The sequence below is a fragment of the Streptomyces sp. NPDC052043 genome (assembly GCF_044548235.1).
Classification (GTDB): domain Bacteria; phylum Actinomycetota; class Actinomycetes; order Streptomycetales; family Streptomycetaceae; genus Streptomyces.
The window spans coordinates 637,128-654,928 of sequence record NZ_JBIUBT010000004.1 but is presented as its reverse complement, the minus strand read 5'-3'; the positions used below and the strand labels follow the sequence as shown (position 1 = coordinate 654,928).

Sequence of the window (17,801 nt, the reverse complement as noted above, 5' to 3'; positions counted from 1 at the left end):
ACCGAACTGCCCTCCTCCAACCCCGCGGTCATCGCCTTCCTGCGCGAGCACAAGGACGACCTGGTGCTGTGCGTCCACAACTTCTCCCGCTTCGCCCAGCCCACGGAGCTGGACCTGAGCGCGTTCCACGGACGGCATCCGGTCGAGCTGTTCGGCGGGGTGCGCTTTCCGGCCGTCGGGGAGCTGCCGTACCTGCTGACCCTGGCGGGGCACGGCTTCTACTGGTTTCGGCTGCGCGGGGACGCGGCCGTCTGATGCCCGGGTGGGGCGGGCGTTTCCTCCGCCCCACGCGTGGGCACGCGTCAGTCACACCGACCAGCGATTGGACGCGACGCCATGTCGGAAGCCATGTCGCAAGCCGTCACACGCTCTGTCACCACCGGGGGCCCCGGTCTCCTCGCTTCACTGGACCCGCTGCTGCGGGAGTGGCTGCCGCGGCAGCGCTGGTTCTCGGGAAAGGGCCGTCCGGTGACGGGCTTCTCGCTGGTCGCCGCCACCGAGCTGCTGCCCGGCGACCGGAAGCTGGGCCTGTACCACCTGCTCGTGCGCGCCCACCAGCCGCTCACTCCCGTGCACGACACGGTCCCGCACCCCGGCGACTGCTACCAGCTGCTCATAGGCGTGCGCGAGGCGCTTCCCCCGCGGCTGGCGCCCGCGCTGATCGGCCATGTGCACGAGGGCCCGCTCACCGGACGCACGGTGTACGACGCCCTGTACGACCCCCGGCCCGCCGAGGTCGTCCTGGAGGCACTGCGCAGCCGGGCCCGCATCGGCGGGCTGCGTTTCGAACGGCGGGACGAGATACGCCCCGACCTGGTGCCGCGCGTGGTCACCGCCGAGCAGTCCAACTCGTCGGTGGTCTACGGCGACACGTTCATCCTGAAACTGCTGCGCCGGGTGGTGCCCGGCGTCAACCCCGACCTGGAACTGCCGCTGGCCCTGGCCAAGGAGGGCTGCTCACGGGTGCCGCCGCCGACGGCGTGGATGACGGCGGAGCTGGACGGCGAGTCGTATGTGCTCGGGGTGCTCCAGCCCTTCGTGCAGGGCGCCTCGGACGGCTGGGAGCTGGCCCTGCGCGAGCTGGCCAAGGGCGAGGACTTCAGCGCCGAGGCGCGGGCGCTGGGCCGCGCCACCGCCGAGGTGCACACCGCGCTGGCCCGCGCGCTGCCCACGGTCACCCTCGGCCATGTGCAGCTCGAGTCCCTGGTGAACGGCATGACCGAGCGGCTGGAGTCGGCCGCCCAGGCGGTGCCCGCCCTCGGTCCGTACGTCCCCGGTCTGCGCTCCGCGTTCGAGGCGCTGGCCGATCTGGCGTCCGAGGGCCACACCTGGACCGCCCAGCGCATCCACGGCGACCTCCACCTCGGGCAGTGCCTGCGCTCCCCCTCCGGGCAGTGGTGGCTGATCGACTTCGAGGGTGAGCCGGCGAAGCCGCTGGCCGAGCGGCGGATGGCCCAGCCCGTGGTGCGGGACGTCGCCGGAATGCTGCGCTCCTTCGACTACGCCGCGCACTCGGCGGGCGGCCCGCCGGCACCGGAGTGGGCCGCGGCCTGCCGCGCCGCGTACTGCACCGGCTACGCCGAGGCCGGCGGCGGCGACCCGCGCACCGACCCCGTCCTGCTGCGCGCCTACGAGACGGACAAGGCGATCTACGAGGTCCTCTACGAAGCCAGGCACCGCCCCGACTGGCTCCCGGTACCGATGTCCGCGATACACCGCCTGGCCGCTCCGCACACGGCCTGACCCCATCCCTGTCTCCCATCGACCTGCGCCGAGGAGGCTCCGCCCGTGACCCCCCGCACCCCGTCCAGCGGTTCGGATCCGAAGAAGACGGCGAAAGCCGCGCAGAGCGCGCGGAAGGCCACGGAAACCCCGGCAGCGCCGGAGGGGACCCCCGCGAAGAGGACGGCTGCCAAGAAGACGACCGCGAAGAAGGCAGCCGCGAAGAAGGCCACGGCCAAAAAGGCGGCGGCGAAGAAGACGACGGCCAAGAAGCCGGCGGCGCCGAAGTCGGCGGCCAAGAAGACGACCGCCAAGGAGCCGGCGGCGCCGAAGTCGGCGGCCAAGAAGACGACCGCCAAGGAGACGAGGCCCAAGAAGACGGCCGCGCAGGCCGGGGCCACCGGGGCCGCCGCCAAGAAGAGCGCCAGGAAGACCGCCAGGAAGGCACCGGCGGCGAAAAAGGCACCGGCCACGACGGCGGTCCGACCGGCCGTGGGCGGACCCGCGGCGGCGAAGCCCGCGGCGGCGCCAGAACCCGCGGCGGCAAGGCCCGCGACGCCAGAACCCGTGGTCGCCTGGCACCCGGAGGGTGGCGACACCGTCGCCGTCGGGAACGGGGACCGGGAGCGGTTGCTCGCCGGGGCGCATCACGATCCGCACTCCGTGCTCGGGGCGCACCCGGTACCCGGCGGGATCGCCTTCCGGGCGTTCCGGCCGTACGCGCTGGGCGTGACCGTGGTCGCCGGTGAGCGGCGGACCGGGCTGCGCGACGACGGGCAGGGGTTCTTCTCGGGGCTGCTGCCGCTGCCGGAGGTGCCCGCGTACCGGCTGGAGGTGGAGTACGCGGGGGCGGTGCAGCACACCGAGGACGCCTACAGCTTCCTGCCCACGCTCGGCGAGTTCGATCTGCACCTGATCGGCGAGGGCCGGCACGAGCAGTTGTGGCAGGCGCTCGGGGCCCGTCCGACGACCCACCGGGGCGTGACCGGCACCCGGTTCGCGGTGTGGGCGCCCAACGCCCGGGGGGTGCGCGTCGCCGGTGGCTTCAACTTCTGGGACGGCACCGGGCATCCGATGCGCTCGCTCGGCGCCACGGGCGTGTGGGAGCTGTTCGTGCCCGGGATCGGCGAGGGCGAGCTGTACAAGTTCGAGATCACCCGGCCGGACGGCTCCAGGACCCTGCGCGCCGACCCGCTGGCCCGCCGTACCGAGGTGCCCCCGGCCACGTCGTCCATCGTCCACGCCTCGCACCACGAGTGGGGCGACGCGGAGTGGATGGCCCACCGGGCGGACACCCCCGCGCACGAGGCGCCGTTCTCGGTGTACGAGGTCCACCTGCCGTCCTGGCGGCCTGGCCTGACCTACCGTGAGCTGGCCGAGCAGCTCCCGACGTACGTCAAAGACCTGGGCTTCACCCATGTGGAGCTGATGCCGGTCGCCGAGCATCCGTTCGGCGGCTCCTGGGGCTACCAGGTGACCGGCTTCTACGCGCCCACCGCGCGCCTGGGCACCCCGGACGACTTCAGGTTCCTGGTCGACGCGCTGCATCAGGCGGGCATCGGGGTCCTGATGGACTGGGTGCCGGCGCATTTCCCGCGCGACGAGTGGGCCCTGGCCGAGTTCGACGGCCGCCCCCTGTACGAGCACGCGGACCCGCTGCGGGCCGCGCATCCGGACTGGGGAACCCTGGAGTTCGACTTCGGCCGCCGCGAGGTGCGCAACTTCCTCGTCGCCAACGCGCTTTTCTGGTGCGAGGAGTTCCACATCGACGGCCTGCGGGTGGACGCGGTCGCCTCCATGCTCTACCTGGACTACTCGCGCGAGCCGGGCCAGTGGACACCCAACGAGCACGGCGGCCGGGAGAACCTGGACGCGGTGGCGTTCCTCCAGGAGATGAACGCGACCGTGTACCGCAGGGTGCCGGGCGTGGTCACCGTCGCGGAGGAGTCCACGGCCTGGGACGGAGTGACCCGCGCGACCCACCACCGGGGCCCGAGCGGCTTCGGCGGGCTGGGTTTCGGGCTGAAGTGGAACATGGGCTGGATGCACGACTCGCTCCAGTACATGAGCCACGACCCCGTCCACCGCAGGTACCACCACCACGAGCTGACCTTCTCGATGGCGTACGCCTACAGCGAGAACTACGTGCTGCCGATCTCGCACGACGAGGTGGTGCACGGCAAGCGCTCGCTGGTGTCGAAGATGCCCGGCGACTGGTGGCAGCAACGGGCGAACCTGCGCGCCTACCTGGGCTTCATGTGGTCCCACCCGGGCAAGCAACTCCTCTTCATGGGCCAGGAGTTCGCCCAGGGTGCCGAGTGGTCCGAGGAACGCGGCCCGGACTGGTGGCTGCTCGACCCGCACTACGGTGCCGCGGCCGACCACCGGGGAGTGCTGGACCTGGTCCGCGACCTCAACACCGTCTACCGGGCCACGCCCGCCCTGTGGGCGCGCGACGTCCACCCCGACGGCTTCCAGTGGATCACCGGGGACGCGGGGGACGACAACCTCCTCGCCTTCCTGCGCTACGACGCCGACGGCACCCCGCTGCTGGCGGTGTCCCACTTCGCCCCGGTCGTCCGCCCCGACTACCGCATCGGCGTCCCCGACGACGTGCCCGCCTGGCGGGAGGTCCTCAACACCGACGCGGCCCGTTACGGCGGCAGCGACGTCGTCCACCCCGACCCGGTCAAGCCGGAGCCCCAGGGCCGGCACGGCCGCCCGGCGAGCATCCGCCTGACGCTGCCACCTCTGGCGACGGTGTGGCTGCGCCCGGCGTGAGGACTTCCTCTCCGAGGCGGGGGTCCGGGGGCGGCGGCCCCCGGACATGCGGCAGCCCCCGGGTCAGCCATCGCTACTCCCCGAACGCCTCCACCAGAGCCGGAGGCAGCACCTCCGTGTACAGCACGCCCAGCTGCTGGGTGGCGCGGGTCAGCGCCACGTACAGGTCGCTCGTGCCGTAGCGGCCCGGCTCGACCACCAGGACGGAGTCGAACTCCAGGCCCTTGGCCTGGCGCGGGTCGAGGAGGACGACCGTGTGCGTCAGGTCGGGTTCCGCGCCCGCGGTGATCCCGTCCAGCCGGGCGGCCAGCCGTTGGTGCAGGTCGCGCGGGGCGATCACGGCGAGCCGGCCCATGGGGGCACCTCCCTGCTCATGGGGGTCCCCCCTGTTCGAGCGGAGTCGAGAACTTGGGGGAGAAGCCGAGAGTTCGGGGGACGGGGTGAGTTCGGCGACGGCCTTCTCCACCGCTCCGGGCAGGTCGTCGGTGGCGCGGGCCCAGGGCCGTACGCCGGTGGAGCGGACCGAGCTCGGGGGCTCGAAGCCGGGGTTCTCCGCCCGGACCACGGCCGCCGCCACGTCCATGATCTCGGCCGGGGTGCGGTAGTTGACGCCGAGACGGGTGTGCTCCCAGCGGTCCTCGACGTACGGCCGGAGAATGTCAGCCCAGGAGCCGACGCCGGCCGCCTCCGCCGTCTGCGCGGGGTCGCCGACCAGGGTCATGGAGCGGGTCGGGCTGCGCCGCATCAGCAGCCGCCACGCCATCGGTGACAGCTCCTGCGCCTCGTCGACGATGATGTGCCCGAACGCCCAGGTGCGGTCGGCCGCCGCACGCTCGGCGGCGCTGCGGTGGTCGTCCTCCTCGTGGCGTTCGGCGAACCGCTCGGCGTCGATGATGTCGTGCGCGGACAGCACCTCCGAGGCGTCCGGGTCGCCGTCCTCCTTGTCCTCGAACTCGTACGTCCGGGACGCGTACGACACGTCCAGCACGCCCTGGGCATAGGCGATCTGTGTCTCGCGCTCGTGCTCGGCGCGGGCGCGGGCCACCCTGTCGTCCTCGCCGAGCAGTTCGGCGGCCTCGTCGAGCAGGGGAACGTCGGCCACGGACCATGCCCGGGTCACCGGGCGGCGGACGGCGGCCGCGTCCTCGTCGCTCACGTACCCCTCCGGATCCGCCAGGAAGTCCGCGACCAGCCGCTGCGGGGTCAGCCGGGGCCACAGCTCGTCGATGGCCGACCAGACCTCGGGGTTCTCGGCGAGTTCGTCGCGGATCTGGCTGATGTCGCTGGGGTCGAGGAGGTTGGAGCCGTCGTAGGGGTCGGTGCCGATGCGCTCGGCGACCAGGTCGGTGAGCGTGTTCAGGATGTGGCCCTCGAAGTGCTCGCGGGCCACGTTGTGCGGCAGCCGCGCGGCGCGGGTGCGCTCACGGGCGACGTTCACCAGGCCGTCGTCGAGCATCAGGACCTCGCGGTCGTGCTCGATGGCGATCACCGGGTCGGGCAGTGCCTGCCGGTCCCGTACGACGGCGGCGAGCACGTCGGCCATGTCGGCGCGGCCCTTCACCGCGGCGGCCTCGGGGGTGTCCGTCGCGGTGGCCCGCACGCCGGGGAACAGCTCGCCGACGGTCGCCAGGAGCACCCCGGTCTCGCCGAGCGAGGGCAGCACCTCGCCGATGTAGCCGAGGAAGGCGGGGTTCGGGCCGACGATCAGTACGGCCCGCCGGGCCAGCAGCTCCCGGTGCTCGTACAGCAGGTACGCGGCCCGGTGCAGGGCGACCGCGGTCTTGCCGGTGCCCGGGCCGCCCTCGACCACGAGCACGCCGCGGTGCGGCGCGCGGATGATGCGGTCCTGGTCGGCCTGGATGGTCCGCACGATGTCGCCCATCCGGCCGGTGCGCGCGGAGTCGAGCGCGGCGAGCAGCACCGCGTCGCCGGTCGGGTCCTCGTGGCCGGTCCGGCTGGTGTCGCCGAGGTCGAGGATCTCGTCGTGCAGCGCGGTGACCCGGCGGCCGCCGGTGGAGATGTGCCGGCGGCGGCGCAGGCCCATCGGGGTGTGCCCGGTGGCCAGGTAGAAGGGGCGGGCGACGTCGGCGCGCCAGTCGATCAGGATCGGCGTGCGCTCGGCGTCGTCGGCGCGCAGGCCGATGCGGCCGATGTGGTGGGTGTCGCCGTCGGTGAGGTCGATCCGGCCGAAGCAGAGCGAGCCGTCCACGGCGTCCAGCGCGGCCAGCAGCCCCGACCGCTCGGCGACGAGGATGTCCCGCTCCAGCCGGGCCTGCATGGGCGTGTTCCCCTGGGCGAGCGCGTCCGTGACGGATACCTCGGTGTCACCGCGCAGCGCGTCCACGCGTGCGTACAGTCCGTCGATGAATTCCTGCTCCTGCCGCAATTCACCGTCTGGAAATTCGGTGTTTGACAATTCGGCTCCCGCCCGGATATACTGTGCTCACTGGACTTCTTCGTGACCCGTTGAATACCGAGTCGCGAATCACCGAATATACGCAAAGGAATCCCCCGGGCGCAATTGCCCGGGGGATTTCTTATTCTCCGGTCCGCTGTCACATCACGTCCGACAGCTCCTCCAGCAGCCGGCGCCCGGGGCGTGCGCCCACCATGGACTTCACGGGTTCGCCGGCGCGGAAGACCATGAAGGTCGGCATCGACAGCACCTTGTAGGCGTTCGTGGTGTCCGGGTTGGTGTCCACGTCGAGCTGGACCACCTTCAGCCGGTCGCCCTGCTCGGCGGCCAGCGCACTGAGTACGGGGCCCATCTGCCGGCACGGCGGACACCAGTCGGCGGTGAACTCCACCAGCACCGGCAGGTCCGCGCCGAGTACCTCCGCCGCGAAGTCCGCGTCCGTCACCTCTGCCACTCCCGCTGCCCTGATCACCGCTGTTGCCCTCCCAGCTCGCACCTCGGCTCCGGACCGCCCGGAACCCCCGCGTCGGCGGCCAGCGCCTCCCGCGCCCGCTCGGCTCTCGCGAGCTGGGCGCCGACCTGCTCGCGCACGGCCCGCAGCTCGCCGATCAGCGCGTCGAGCTGGTCCAGCTTGCGCCGGTAGACCGCGAGGGACGCCGGGCACGAGTCGCCCTCCGGGTGCCCGGCCCGCAGACACTCCACGAACGGCCGGGTCTCCTCCAGCTCGAACCCGAAGTCCCGCAGCGTCCTGATCTGCCTCAGCAGCCGCAGATCACGCTCGTCGTAGGAGCGGTGGCCCTGCGCGTCCCGTCGCGCGGGCAGCAGCCCCCGCGACTCGTAGTACCGCAGCGCCCGCGTCGTGGTCCCGGCCCGCTCGGCCAGCTCGCCGATTCGCATGCCCACGAACGTAAACCCTGACGCCGACGTCAAGGCAACGGCGGCGTGCCGGCCGTCCGCTCAGGCCGGCACTCCGGCCGAGTCCTCCACCTCGAGCAGGGAGGCGCCGCGCCGCTCCTCGTCGAAGGCCCTGCGGCCGCCGCGCAGGCCGAACAGGCGCTTGGCGAAGGCGATGTAGAGGACGGCGACGATGTTGAGGGCCAGTGTGGTGATCTTGACCGCGCTCACGTGCTCGGTGAGTTCGTAGATCTCCAGGGGAAGGAAGGCGGCGGTGGCGACCACCGTCAGGTACTCCGCCCACCGCTTGGCGTACCACAGGCCGACCGCCTCGATCAGTTCCACCAGTGCGTAGGCGACCAGGACGCAGGCCACCAGAAGCAGGGTGGAATGCCGGTAGCCGAAGGTCTTCTGGATGGTGCCGACGACGGGTGAGTGGTCGAGATCGTAGTGGAAGTGCCGGAAGACGGGGCGGAAGACGTCCAGGTACTCGTCGAACAGGCGGCGTACCGCGTCCTGGCTGTTGCTGAATTTCCACACCGCCACCGCGACCAGCACGATGAAGACCCCGCGCAGGGCCCGCTCGAACGCGAGGAACCGCAGGATGAACAGGTCCCGCAGCACCTTGCCGCGCGGCACCAGCGGGGCGTCGCCGGCCGGTCCCGAGCCGTGCGGCTCGCCGAGCGCGAAGTCGCCGCAGCGCAGGCAGCGCCACACGTCCCCCAGCGCGGTCCGCGCGTGCAGCCGGATCCGCAGCCTCGGGTCGTCCGGTGCGTAGGTCACATGCCCCTTGCGCGCGCACGCGCGCCGGTCCCAGTCGATCGCCATCCCGTGATTGCCTCCATACCTTCCTTGTGCACCTTTCCCTGTGCACGCGGCCGTGCCGCGCCGGTCTTCCCGGCGCGGCACGGCACGGCACGGTAGTACATCGCGGTAAGAGACGACGGCGCGGCCAGGGCGTCGTGGCCGGGGACGAGCTGCTCAGCGCCGGGTCAGCGCCAGCACGCTCAGAGCGAACATCAGGACACCCAGGGGGAGATGGACCGACGGGACGTGCGCGATGCCGAGCACGACCTGGACCGAGGCCAGTACGAGGAATCCCGACGCGTGCCAGATGGGCCGGGGCGAGCCGCCGCCCGGCTTCCACGCCAGCACCGCCGCGAGCACGTACAGCATCGCCGCCCCGTACATCACACGGGCTCCGACGCTGTGCATCGTCTCTCCGTAGGACGAGGTCAGCAGCAGTCCGGCGGAGACCGCCTGGAAGAAGATGGTCAGGGTCTGCACCGCGATCGCGATCCGCAGGAACGAGAGGCCGCGCCCTGTGTTCGCCGTCACCTGAGTGGCCATGCCACAGTCCCCTTTTCCGCCCTCGGGCAGTAGGTCTGTAAGGTCTCACCAGCTCGACGACGCGGGCCCGCGAAAGGTAAGGCGAGGGGGCGGCCTGAAGCATGGGGACTGTCGGGAACAGCACGGACGGGATAGCCGGCGAGCGGCGTCAACTGATCAATGTCGCCTACCGGTTGCTCGGTTCGGCGTCCGAGGCCGAGGACGCCGTGCAGGACGCCTACGCACACTGGTACGGGCTGCCGCGAAGCCGGCGGGAGGAGATCCTCTCGCCCGGCGCCTGGCTGACGACGGTGACCGGCCGCATCTGCCTGGACCTGCTCGGCTCGGCGCGGGCCCGCCGCGAACGCTATGTCGGCGCGTGGCTGCCCGAGCCGCTGCCCGACCGCGCCGAGTGGGACCACGCGGGCGGTTCCGACCCCGCCGACCAGATCGTCCTGGACGAGTCGGTGGTCATGGCCTTCCTCGTCGTCCTGGAGTCGATGACGCCCGCCGAGCGGGTGGCGTTCGTCCTGCACGACGTCTTCCGGTACCCGTTCGCCGAGATCGCCGACGTTCTCGGCCGGACCCCCGCGGCCTGCAAGCAGCTGGCGGCCTCCGCCCGACGGCGGGCGGGCGTCGCGCGCGCTCCGGTCACCGCGACCGACCGGGCCGACGTGGTGAGGGACGTCAAAGAGGCATGGGAGACCAAGGACATCGCCGCCCTCGTCGGTCTCCTCGACCCGGCCGCCGTGATGACCGCCGACGGCGGCGGCGCGGTCGGCACCGTCCTGCGCCCGGTCGAGGGCGGCGAGCGCATCGCCCAGTACATGGTCGCCATCGCCGACAGGGCCCCGGGGCTCGAGCTCCTGGAGCGGTCGGTCAACGGTGTGCCGGGCCTGGTGGCCCGGCATGCCGGCGTCGTCATGACCGTCGCCTCGTTCGACGTCGGCGACGGGTGTGTCACCCGGATCTGGGTGGTCCGCAACCCGGAGAAGCTGCGGCCGTGGACACGGAGGGGATAGCGCCGCGGCCGTACGCGGCACGGCTTCGTCCACGTGCGCCGGGCCCTCGCTGTGGGCAAGGGACGACCGCCGGGCGGCCTCAGCTCACACCGCTGCCCACCAGCTCCTTCGCCTCCTCGGTGCGCTGATCGTCGCGGTCGGCACCGCGCGGCAGCAGCAGGGCGACGGCGAGGGTGCCCACGCCCAGGATCACCGCGCCGACCAGGCTGGTGTGGGCCACCGCGTCGGAGAAGGACGAGCCGACCGCCTCCTTCATCCGCTGGGCGCCCTCGGCGAGCCGGCCGGCCTGCTCCCTGAGCTGCGCGGCCTGCTGCGGGTCGGTCGCGTGGGCGGCCTGCGCGGCGAGATCGCGGGCCTTCTCCCCGATGCCCTGGGCGACGGCGTACCCGGCGCCGACCGAGTCCTGGGCGATGGACAGCGCGCCCGCCGGGAGCCCGCCGTCGGCGGTCGCGTCGGAGAGGTGCCGGGCGTACGAGGTCGACAGCAGGGAGCCGAGGATCGCGATGCCGAGGGAGCCGCCCAGCTCCAGGGAGGTGTCGTTCACGGCGCCGCCGACGCCCAGCTCGGACTCGGGGAAGGCGCCCATGATGGCGTCGGTGCAGGGTGAGAGGGCGAGCCCGATGGCCAGACCCAGGATCACCAGGGGTGCCACGAGGTCGCCGTAGCCGGACGAGCCGTCCACCCGCGTCAGCAGCGCCAGGGCCGCGGTGCCGCCGACCATGCCCGCGGTCACCGTCCACTTCATGCCGACGCGCGGGGTGAGGTAGCCGGTCAGCGCCGAGCCGGCGAAGACGGCGCCGGCCAGCGGCAGCATGCGCAGGCCGGTGGCCAGGGCGTCGTACCCGAGGACGAACTGGAGGTGCTGGGTGAGGTAGTAGAAGGCGCCGAAGACGGCCAGGAAGAACAGGGCGACGGCCAGGTTGGAGCCGGCGAAGCGGCGCTGCGTGAAGCGCCGTACGTCGAGGACCGGGCGCGGGTGGCGCAGCTCCCACAGGACGAAGGCCACCAGGCCCGCGCCCGCGACCGCGGCGGCCGTGACCGCCTTGGCGTCCCAGCCGAAGTGAGGGCCCTCGATGATCATGTAGACCAGCGAGCCGATCCACACCACCGACAGCAGTCCGCCGACGTAGTCGATCCGGCCGTGGTGCGCCGCCCTGGAGGGCGGTACGAGGACGAGGGCGCCGACCAGGGCGACGGCCGCGACCGGCACGTTGATCAGGAAGGTCGAGGACCAGCCGTGGTCCTGGAGCAGCGCGCCGGCGACGAGAGGACCGGCGGCGATGGCGAGGCCGGCGGTGGCGGTCCACAGGGTGATCGCCTTGGCCCGCTCGGCGCGCGGGAAGGTCGCGGCCAGCAGGGAGAGAGTGGCCGGCATGATCAGCGCGGCGCCCACGCCCATCACGGCGCGGGCCGCGATGACGGTCGCCGCGCTGTCGGCGAGGTGGCCGAAGACGGCGCCGCCGCCGAACACGACGAGCCCGAGGACGAGCGCCCCGCGCCGGCTGTACTTGTCGCCGATCGCGCCGAGCAGCAGCATCAGCGCCGCGTAGGGGACGGTGTAGCCGTCGATGACCCATTGGAGGTCGGCGCTGGTCAGACCGAGGTCCCGGGTCATGTCGGGCGCGGCGACCGTGAGCGCGGTGTTGGCCATCACGATGATCAGCAGGCTGAGGCAGAGCACGAGGAGCGCCCACCAGCGCCGGGTGTAGGGGCGGTCCGTCCTCTCGGCCGGTTCGTTCATGACGAGTCGCATGGGCAGGGGTCGCCTTCCTCGGTCTACTTGCACAACGGAGTGCAATTGCACAGCGCTGTGCAATGTACGACCCTTGCACAGTGCTGTGCAAGTCGAAGGAGGGCAGAATGTCAGCCATGACCACGGGTAACACCAGTCGCGCCGACGTGAACCGGCGCCACATCCTCGATGTCGCCCTCGCGGAGCTGTTGCGCGATCCCGACGCGTCCATGGACCAGATCGCTCGGGCGGCCGGCGTCGTACGGCGCACGGTGTACGGCCACTTCCCCAGCCGGGAGGCGCTGATCAGCACGCTCGTCGACGAGGCGGTGCTCGCGCTCGCCGCGGCGCACGCGGCGGGCCGCGAGGGCGTCGAGGACCCGGCCGAGGCCGTGGCGCGCTCGGTGCTGGCGCTCTGGCCGATCGCCGACCGCTACCGGCTGCTGGTCGCGCTCGCCCAGCGCACGGTCACCATGCAGGGCATCCGCGAGCGGCTGGCCCCGGTCCGCGACAGCTGCGCCGAGGTGCTCCAGCGCGGTCTCGACCAGGGCGTCTTCAGCTCCGCGCTGCCCGCGCCGGCGCTCGCCTACGTCCATGAGCAGATCGTGTTCGCGCTGATGGAGGCGGTGAACGACGACCTGCTGGCCGCACACGAAGCGGGCCGCTCCGCCGCGGTCACTGTACTGACGGCGGCCGGGGTGCCCGCCTCCCTCGCCGCCGCCCTGGTGGCCGGGCTCAGCGACTGACCGCCTCGAACACGAAGAGACCCCGCACCCCCGGAAGGGGCGCGGGGTCTCGGTGTCCCTCGCGGGGTCTGCGATGTCCCTGCGGAGCGCTACGCCTTGGCCAGCTCGCGCTGCTCGGGAATCCCGGCGCCGTCCTCGGCGTCGTCCAGCAGCGTCTTCTCGTCGAAGGGCAGCTCGCCGGCGAGGACGCGCCGGACGCGGTCCTTGTCGACCTCGCCGGTCCAGGTGCCGATGAGCAGGGTGGCGACCGCGTTGCCCGCGAAGTTGGTCAGGGCGCGGGCCTCGCTCATGAAGCGGTCGATGCCGACGATCAGGCCGACCCCGTCGACCAGGGCGGGCTTGTGGGTCTGCAGGGCGCCGGCGAGGGTGGCCAGTCCGGCGCCGGTGACGCCGGCGGCGCCCTTGGAGGCGATCATCATGAACAGCAGCAGGGTGATCTGCTGGCCGATGGACAGCGGCTGGTCCAGGGCGTCGGCGACGAACAGGGACGCCATGGTCAGGTAGATCATCGTGCCGTCGAGGTTGAAGGAGTAGCCGGTCGGCACGGTGATGCCGACGACCGGACGGCTCACGCCCAGGTGCTCCATCTTGGCGATGAGCCGGGGCAGCGCGGACTCCGACGACGACGTCGACAGGATCAGCAGGAACTCACGGCCCAGGTACTTCAGCAGCTGGAAGATGTTGACGCCGGCCACCAGCCGGGTCAGCGCGCCCAGCACCACGACCACGAACAGCACACAGGTGACGTAGAAGCCGAGCATGATCGCGCCAAGCGCCTTGAGGGCGTCGATGCCCGTCTCGCCGACGACGGCGGCCATGGCGCCGAAGGCACCGATCGGGGCGGCCCACATGATCATGGCGAGCACACGGAAGACCAGCCGCTGGATGTGCTCCACTCCGCGCAGGACCGGCTCGCCCTTGCGGCCCATGGCCTGGAGCCCGAACCCGACGAGCAGGGCGACCAGCAGGGTCTGCAGCACCTGGCCCTCGGTGAACGCCGACACGAGCGTGGTCGGGATGATGCCGAGCACGAAGTCGACCGGGCCCTCGCTCGCGGCCTGCGCCTGTGCCTGGCCGGCGCCCCTGGCCGCCTCCGTCAGGTGCATCCCGCTGCCCGGGTGGACGATGTTGCCGATCACGAGCCCGATGGCCAGGGCGACGAACGACATCGCGAGGAAGTAGCCGAGCGCGAGCCCGCCGACCTTGCCGACCTTCGCGGCCTTGCGCACCGAACCGACGCCGAGCACGATCGTGCAGAAGATGATCGGCGAGATCATCATCTTGATCAGGTTCACGAAACCGGTGCCGAGCGGCTTGAGCTCCTTGGCGAAGTCCGGCGCGGCGAACCCGATGGCGACGCCCAGGACCACCGCGGCGATCACCGCGATGTACAGGTAGTGGGTACGGTCCCGCTTGGGTGCGGGTGCGGGTGCGGCAGGTGCCGTATCGGCTGCGCTGCTCAAGGCGGCCCTCCTTGACGACGTCATCGGCATCACCGGCGTGCGGCTCACGTCCGGGCATGGGGGAATGCGCCGACTATCTCCCGTCCTGTGAGCGCGGTCACGCTTCCGTTCATTAAGTTCACGCCACGCAGTTCAGGCCAGGACGAAAGAGGCAGACTGGCAGGCATGCACATACCCGTCCTTCCCCGACCCCGCAGCCTGGCCGGCCAGCTGTTCGCCATGCAGGCCGTGCTGCTCGCGCTCGTCGTGGCCGGATATGCGCTCTTCAGCTACATCAGCGACCGGGGCCAGGCCGAGGAGGCGGCCCGCCGCCAGGCCACGGCGGTCGCCCGCTCCATCGCCGACGCCCCCTCGGTCCTGGCGGCCGTCCACACCTCCGACCCCTCGTCGGAGCTCCAGCCGTACGCGCTGAGGGTCCAGCAGGACACCGGGGTCGACTTCGTCACGATCATGACTCCGGACGGCATCCGCTGGACCCACCCGGACCCGGACCAGATCGGGCTGCCCTTCCTGGGCAACATCTCCCGCGCCCAGCACGGCGGGTCCTTCACCGAGACCTACACCGGCACCCTCGGCCCGTCCGTCCGCGCGGTCACGCCCGTCGAGGAGCACGGCCGCGTGGTCGGTCTCGTCAGCGCCGGCATCAAGGTGGAGGCGATCAGCGAGCGGGTCCGGGAACAGGTCATCGCCCTGTTCTCGGTCGCCGCCGGGATCCTCACGCTCGGCGCGGTCGCCACGTACGTCATCAACGCGCGTCTGCGCCGCCACACCCACGGCATGAACGCAGCCGAGCTCAGCCGGATGCACGACTACCACCAGGCCGCCCTGCACGCGGTGCGCGAGGGCCTGCTGATGCTGGACGCGCAGCACCGGGTGGCGCTCATCAACGACGGCGGGCGGATCCTGCTGGGCGTGGGACGCGAGGAGGACGTGGTGGGCCGGTCGGTGGCGGACCTCGGTCTGCCGGCCCCGCTGACGGGCGCGCTGCTGGCGTCCGAACCGCGGGTGGACGAGGTGCACCTGACCGACTCGCGCGTGCTGGTGGTCAACACCTCACCGGTGTCGGGCGGACAGCACCGGGGCACGGTGGTGACCCTGCGGGACGTCACCGAACTCCAGTCGCTGATGGGGGAGCTGGACTCGGAGCGCGGCTTCAGCCAGGCGCTGCGCTCCCAGGCGCACGAGGCGGCCAACCGGCTGCACACGGTGGTGTCGCTGATCGAGCTGGGGCGGGCCCAGGAGGCCGTGGAGTTCGCGACGGCGGAGCTGGAGCTGGCGCAGGCGCTGACCGACCAGGTGGTCACGGCGGTGAGCGAGCCGGTGCTGGCCGCGCTGCTGCTCGGCAAGACGGCCCAGGCCAACGAGCGCGGCGTGGAGCTGGTGGTGTCCTCGGACAGCGGCCTGGACGACGGACTGCTGCCGCGGAGCCTGCCGCCGCGGGACCTGGTGACGATCCTCGGCAACCTCGTCGACAACGCGGTGGACGCGGCGCAGGGCGGCGCGCGGGCCAGGGTGACCGTCACGGCGTGCGCGCGGGACGGCGAGCTGGTGCTGCGGGTCGCGGACACCGGCCCCGGCGTGCGTCCTGACCACACGGACCTGGTGTTCCAGCACGGCTTCTCCACCAAGCCGACGGGTCCCGGCGGGCGCGGGCTGGGCCTGGCGCTGGTACGGCAGGCGGTGCGGCGGCACGAGGGGACGCTGGCGGTGACGGAGGCCGAAGGAGGCGGCGCGGTGTTCGAGGCGCGGCTGCCCCTGGCGCACGGGACGGACCAGCACGTGGCCGGCGCGGCCGTGTCCGGGGCCCGGGGCGGCCTGCCCGGAGGCGCGGCATGACGGACGGCAGAAGCGGGACGCAGCCCATCCGTGTCCTGGTGGTGGAGGACGACCCGGTCACGGCGGACGCGCACGTGATGTACGTGGACCGGGTGCCGGGCTTCGTCGCGGTCGGCAAGGCGCACACGGGCGCCGAGGCCCGGCGGGCCCTGGAGCGCACCCCGCTGGACCTGCTGCTGCTCGACCTCCACCTTCCGGACGTGCACGGCCTGAAGCTGGCCCGGTCCCTGCGGGCGGGCGGCCATCACGCGGACGTGATCGCGGTGACCTCGGCACGGGACCTGGCGGTGGTGCGCGAAGGGGTCTCGCTGGGGGTGGTCCAGTACGTCCTGAAGCCGTTCACCTTCGCCACGCTCCGGGACCGGCTCGTGCGGTACGCCGAGTTCCGTGCGGCGGTCGGGGAGGTGGGCGGTCAGGACGAGGTGGACCGCGCGCTGGCGACCCTGCGCGCCCCGAGCCCGGCCGCCCTCCCCAAGGGCCTGAGCGCGCCCACGCTCCAGCGGGTGACGGACGCGCTGCGGGCGAAGGAGGAGGGGCTCACCGCGGCGCGGGTCGCCGGGGCGGTCGGCATCTCCCGGATCACCGCCCGGCGCTATCTGGAGCACCTGGTGGACGCGGGCCGCGCGGTACGCAGCCCGCTGTACGGGCAGGTGGGCAGGCCGGAACTGGTGTACCGGTGGGTGCGGGAGAGTGGCGGGGACCGGTAGGAGGAGGCCCCGGACTTCCGCCCGGCACACCGAGAGCACGCACCGGACGCCGCTCCTTGACGGGCAAACGTTGCCCGCCGCGGCACTAGAACACCGACTCCGTCTCGTCCATGCGGTCCTTGGGGACGGTCTTCAGCTCGGTCACCGCCTGGGCCAGCGGGACCATCACAATGTCGGTGCCGCGCAGCGCGGTCATGCGGCCGAACTCACCGCGGTGGGCGGCCTCCACCGCGTGCCAGCCGAAGCGGGTGGCGAGGACGCGGTCGTAGGCGGTCGGGACGCCGCCGCGCTGGACGTGGCCGAGGATGACCGGCTTGGCCTCCTTGCCGAGCCGGCTCTCCAGCTCGTACGCCAGGGCCGTGCCGATGCCCTGGAAGCGCTCGTGGCCGAACTTGTCGATCTCGCCCTTGCCGTAGTCCATGCTGCCCTCGGCCGGGTGGGCGCCCTCGGCGACGCAGATCACCGCGAACTTCTTGCCGCGGGCGAACCGCTCCTCGACCATCTTCACCAGGTCGGCCGGGTCGAAGGGCCGCTCGGGCAGGCAGATGCCGTGGGCGCCGGCCGCCATGCCGGACTCCAGCGCGATCCAGCCCGCGTGCCGGCCCATGACCTCGACGACCATCACGCGCTGGTGCGACTCGGCCGTGGTCTTCAGCCGGTCCATGGCCTCGGTGGCCACACCGACGGCCGTGTCGAAGCCGAAGGTGCGGTCGGTGGAGGAGATGTCGTTGTCGATCGTCTTCGGCACGCCCACCACCGGCAGCCCGGCGTCCGACAGCATGCGCGCCGCGGTCAGCGTGCCCTCGCCGCCGATCGGGATCAGCGCGTCGATGCCGAACCGGTGGATCATGTCCGAGGCGTTCTCGCAGGCCTCGCGGAGCCGGTCCCGCTCCAGGCGGGAGGAGCCGAGGATGGTGCCGCCGAGGGCGAGGATGCCGCCCACCGCGTTGAGGTCCAGCGTGCGGTAACGGCCGTCGAGCAGGCCCGCGTAGCCGTCCTCGAAGCCGATGACCTCGTCCCCGTACGCCGTGACCGCCCGGTGTACGACCGACCGGATCACCGCGTTCAGGCCCGGGCAGTCGCCGCCCGCCGTGAGAACTCCGATACGCATGCTGCTGTGTCTCCTGCTCGCTGTTGACACCGGTGATCCCGT

Annotated in this window: 15 protein-coding genes; 7 read left to right on the top strand and 8 right to left on the bottom strand. The window is 72.3% G+C overall.

What is annotated here, in order from left to right; genetic code table 11:
* From ACIHCX_RS14215 to glgB, 3 genes are all read left to right on the top strand, one after another.
* Positions 1-255 (top strand): alpha-glucosidase C-terminal domain-containing protein (locus tag ACIHCX_RS14215; protein WP_400029207.1); only part of this gene is annotated, 255 nt, incomplete at its 5' end.
* Between the two features lie 93 nt (positions 256-348).
* On the top strand, positions 349-1,743 hold the full coding sequence (locus ACIHCX_RS14210) for a maltokinase (RefSeq protein ID WP_400029206.1): 1,395 nt from the start codon (positions 349-351) through the stop codon (positions 1,741-1,743).
* 45 nt (positions 1,744-1,788) lie between these two features.
* Positions 1,789-4,503: a 1,4-alpha-glucan branching enzyme gene (gene glgB, locus ACIHCX_RS14205; RefSeq protein ID WP_400029205.1), complete on the top strand. Its 2,715-nt coding sequence runs from the start codon at positions 1,789-1,791 to the stop codon at positions 4,501-4,503.
* A gap of 73 nt (positions 4,504-4,576) precedes the next feature.
* Here the strand turns inward: glgB and ACIHCX_RS14200 are convergent, their stop codons facing one another.
* The 5 genes from ACIHCX_RS14200 to ACIHCX_RS14180 all read right to left on the bottom strand — a co-directional run bounded on the left by ACIHCX_RS14200 (position 4,577) and on the right by ACIHCX_RS14180 (position 9,163).
* On the bottom strand, positions 4,577-6,889 hold the full coding sequence (locus tag ACIHCX_RS14200; protein WP_400029242.1) for a HelD family protein: 2,313 nt from the start codon (positions 6,887-6,889) through the stop codon (positions 4,577-4,579).
* Positions 6,890-7,058: 169 nt separating this feature from the next.
* On the bottom strand, positions 7,059-7,373 hold the full coding sequence (locus ACIHCX_RS14195; RefSeq protein ID WP_400029204.1) for a thioredoxin family protein: 315 nt from the start codon (positions 7,371-7,373) through the stop codon (positions 7,059-7,061).
* Between the two features lie 14 nt (positions 7,374-7,387).
* Entirely contained in the window at positions 7,388-7,816 is a 429-nt protein-coding gene (locus tag ACIHCX_RS14190; RefSeq protein WP_400029203.1) for a MerR family transcriptional regulator, read from the bottom strand.
* Positions 7,817-7,876: 60 nt separating this feature from the next.
* The gene (locus ACIHCX_RS14185) at positions 7,877-8,641 is read right to left on the bottom strand and encodes a DUF2127 domain-containing protein (RefSeq protein ID WP_400029202.1); all 765 of its coding nucleotides are present in this window, start codon (positions 8,639-8,641) and stop codon (positions 7,877-7,879) included.
* A 153-nt stretch (positions 8,642-8,794) separates the two neighbouring features.
* The gene (locus ACIHCX_RS14180; protein WP_400029201.1) at positions 8,795-9,163 is read right to left on the bottom strand and encodes a hypothetical protein; all 369 of its coding nucleotides are present in this window, start codon (positions 9,161-9,163) and stop codon (positions 8,795-8,797) included.
* 101 nt (positions 9,164-9,264) lie between these two features.
* On the opposite strand from ACIHCX_RS14180, the gene sigJ reads away from it, so the two are divergent.
* Positions 9,265-10,164 (top strand): RNA polymerase sigma factor SigJ, encoded by a 900-nt coding sequence (gene sigJ / locus ACIHCX_RS14175; RefSeq protein WP_400029200.1) that lies wholly within the window; start codon positions 9,265-9,267, stop codon positions 10,162-10,164.
* Between the two features lie 79 nt (positions 10,165-10,243).
* Here sigJ and ACIHCX_RS14170 read toward each other — a convergent pair whose 3' ends face one another.
* Entirely contained in the window at positions 10,244-11,917 is a 1,674-nt protein-coding gene (locus ACIHCX_RS14170; protein WP_400029199.1) for a DHA2 family efflux MFS transporter permease subunit, read from the bottom strand.
* Positions 11,918-12,024: 107 nt separating this feature from the next.
* Between ACIHCX_RS14170 and ACIHCX_RS14165 the strand changes: the two genes are divergently transcribed.
* Positions 12,025-12,642 carry a TetR/AcrR family transcriptional regulator gene (locus ACIHCX_RS14165; RefSeq protein ID WP_400029198.1) on the top strand — a complete coding sequence of 206 codons (618 nt, stop codon included), beginning with the start codon at positions 12,025-12,027 and terminating at the stop codon, positions 12,640-12,642.
* A gap of 89 nt (positions 12,643-12,731) precedes the next feature.
* Here ACIHCX_RS14165 and ACIHCX_RS14160 read toward each other — a convergent pair whose 3' ends face one another.
* Positions 12,732-14,129, bottom strand: a complete 1,398-nt coding sequence (locus ACIHCX_RS14160; protein ID WP_400029197.1) for a cation:dicarboxylate symporter family transporter — start codon at positions 14,127-14,129, stop codon at positions 12,732-12,734.
* A 141-nt stretch (positions 14,130-14,270) separates the two neighbouring features.
* On the opposite strand from ACIHCX_RS14160, the gene ACIHCX_RS14155 reads away from it, so the two are divergent.
* Together ACIHCX_RS14155 and ACIHCX_RS14150 are read left to right on the top strand one after the other, a co-directional pair.
* Positions 14,271-15,941 (top strand): ATP-binding protein, encoded by a 1,671-nt coding sequence (locus tag ACIHCX_RS14155; protein WP_400029196.1) that lies wholly within the window; start codon positions 14,271-14,273, stop codon positions 15,939-15,941.
* Positions 15,938-16,648 (top strand): response regulator, encoded by a 711-nt coding sequence (locus ACIHCX_RS14150; protein ID WP_400029195.1) that lies wholly within the window; start codon positions 15,938-15,940, stop codon positions 16,646-16,648. Before ACIHCX_RS14155 ends, ACIHCX_RS14150 begins: the two co-directional genes overlap by 4 nt.
* 85 nt (positions 16,649-16,733) lie before the next feature.
* Here the strand turns inward: ACIHCX_RS14150 and ACIHCX_RS14145 are convergent, their stop codons facing one another.
* The gene (locus ACIHCX_RS14145) at positions 16,734-17,759 is read right to left on the bottom strand and encodes an ATP-dependent 6-phosphofructokinase (RefSeq protein ID WP_400029194.1); all 1,026 of its coding nucleotides are present in this window, start codon (positions 17,757-17,759) and stop codon (positions 16,734-16,736) included.
* Between the last annotated feature and the right edge of the window lie 42 nt (positions 17,760-17,801).

Excerpts from the sequence above, each read along its gene's own strand:
- ACIHCX_RS14190 (WP_400029203.1), bottom strand. The coding sequence starts at position 7,816 with ATGCGAATCGGCGAGCTGGCCGAGCGGGCCGGGACCACGACGCGGGCG.
- ACIHCX_RS14185 (WP_400029202.1), bottom strand. The coding sequence starts at position 8,641 with ATGGCGATCGACTGGGACCGGCGCGCGTGCGCGCGCAAGGGGCATGTG.
- ACIHCX_RS14165 (WP_400029198.1), top strand. The coding sequence starts at position 12,025 with ATGTCAGCCATGACCACGGGTAACACCAGTCGCGCCGACGTGAACCGG.
- ACIHCX_RS14150 (WP_400029195.1), top strand. The coding sequence starts at position 15,938 with ATGACGGACGGCAGAAGCGGGACGCAGCCCATCCGTGTCCTGGTGGTG.
- ACIHCX_RS14170 (WP_400029199.1), bottom strand. The coding sequence starts at position 11,917 with ATGCGACTCGTCATGAACGAACCGGCCGAGAGGACGGACCGCCCCTAC.
- ACIHCX_RS14210 (WP_400029206.1), top strand. The coding sequence starts at position 349 with ATGTCGCAAGCCGTCACACGCTCTGTCACCACCGGGGGCCCCGGTCTC.
- ACIHCX_RS14180 (WP_400029201.1), bottom strand. The coding sequence starts at position 9,163 with ATGGCCACTCAGGTGACGGCGAACACAGGGCGCGGCCTCTCGTTCCTG.
- ACIHCX_RS14155 (WP_400029196.1), top strand. The coding sequence starts at position 14,271 with ATGCACATACCCGTCCTTCCCCGACCCCGCAGCCTGGCCGGCCAGCTG.
- ACIHCX_RS14145 (WP_400029194.1), bottom strand. The coding sequence starts at position 17,759 with ATGCGTATCGGAGTTCTCACGGCGGGCGGCGACTGCCCGGGCCTGAAC.
- sigJ (WP_400029200.1), top strand. The coding sequence starts at position 9,265 with ATGGGGACTGTCGGGAACAGCACGGACGGGATAGCCGGCGAGCGGCGT.
- ACIHCX_RS14160 (WP_400029197.1), bottom strand. The coding sequence starts at position 14,129 with ATGACGTCGTCAAGGAGGGCCGCCTTGAGCAGCGCAGCCGATACGGCA.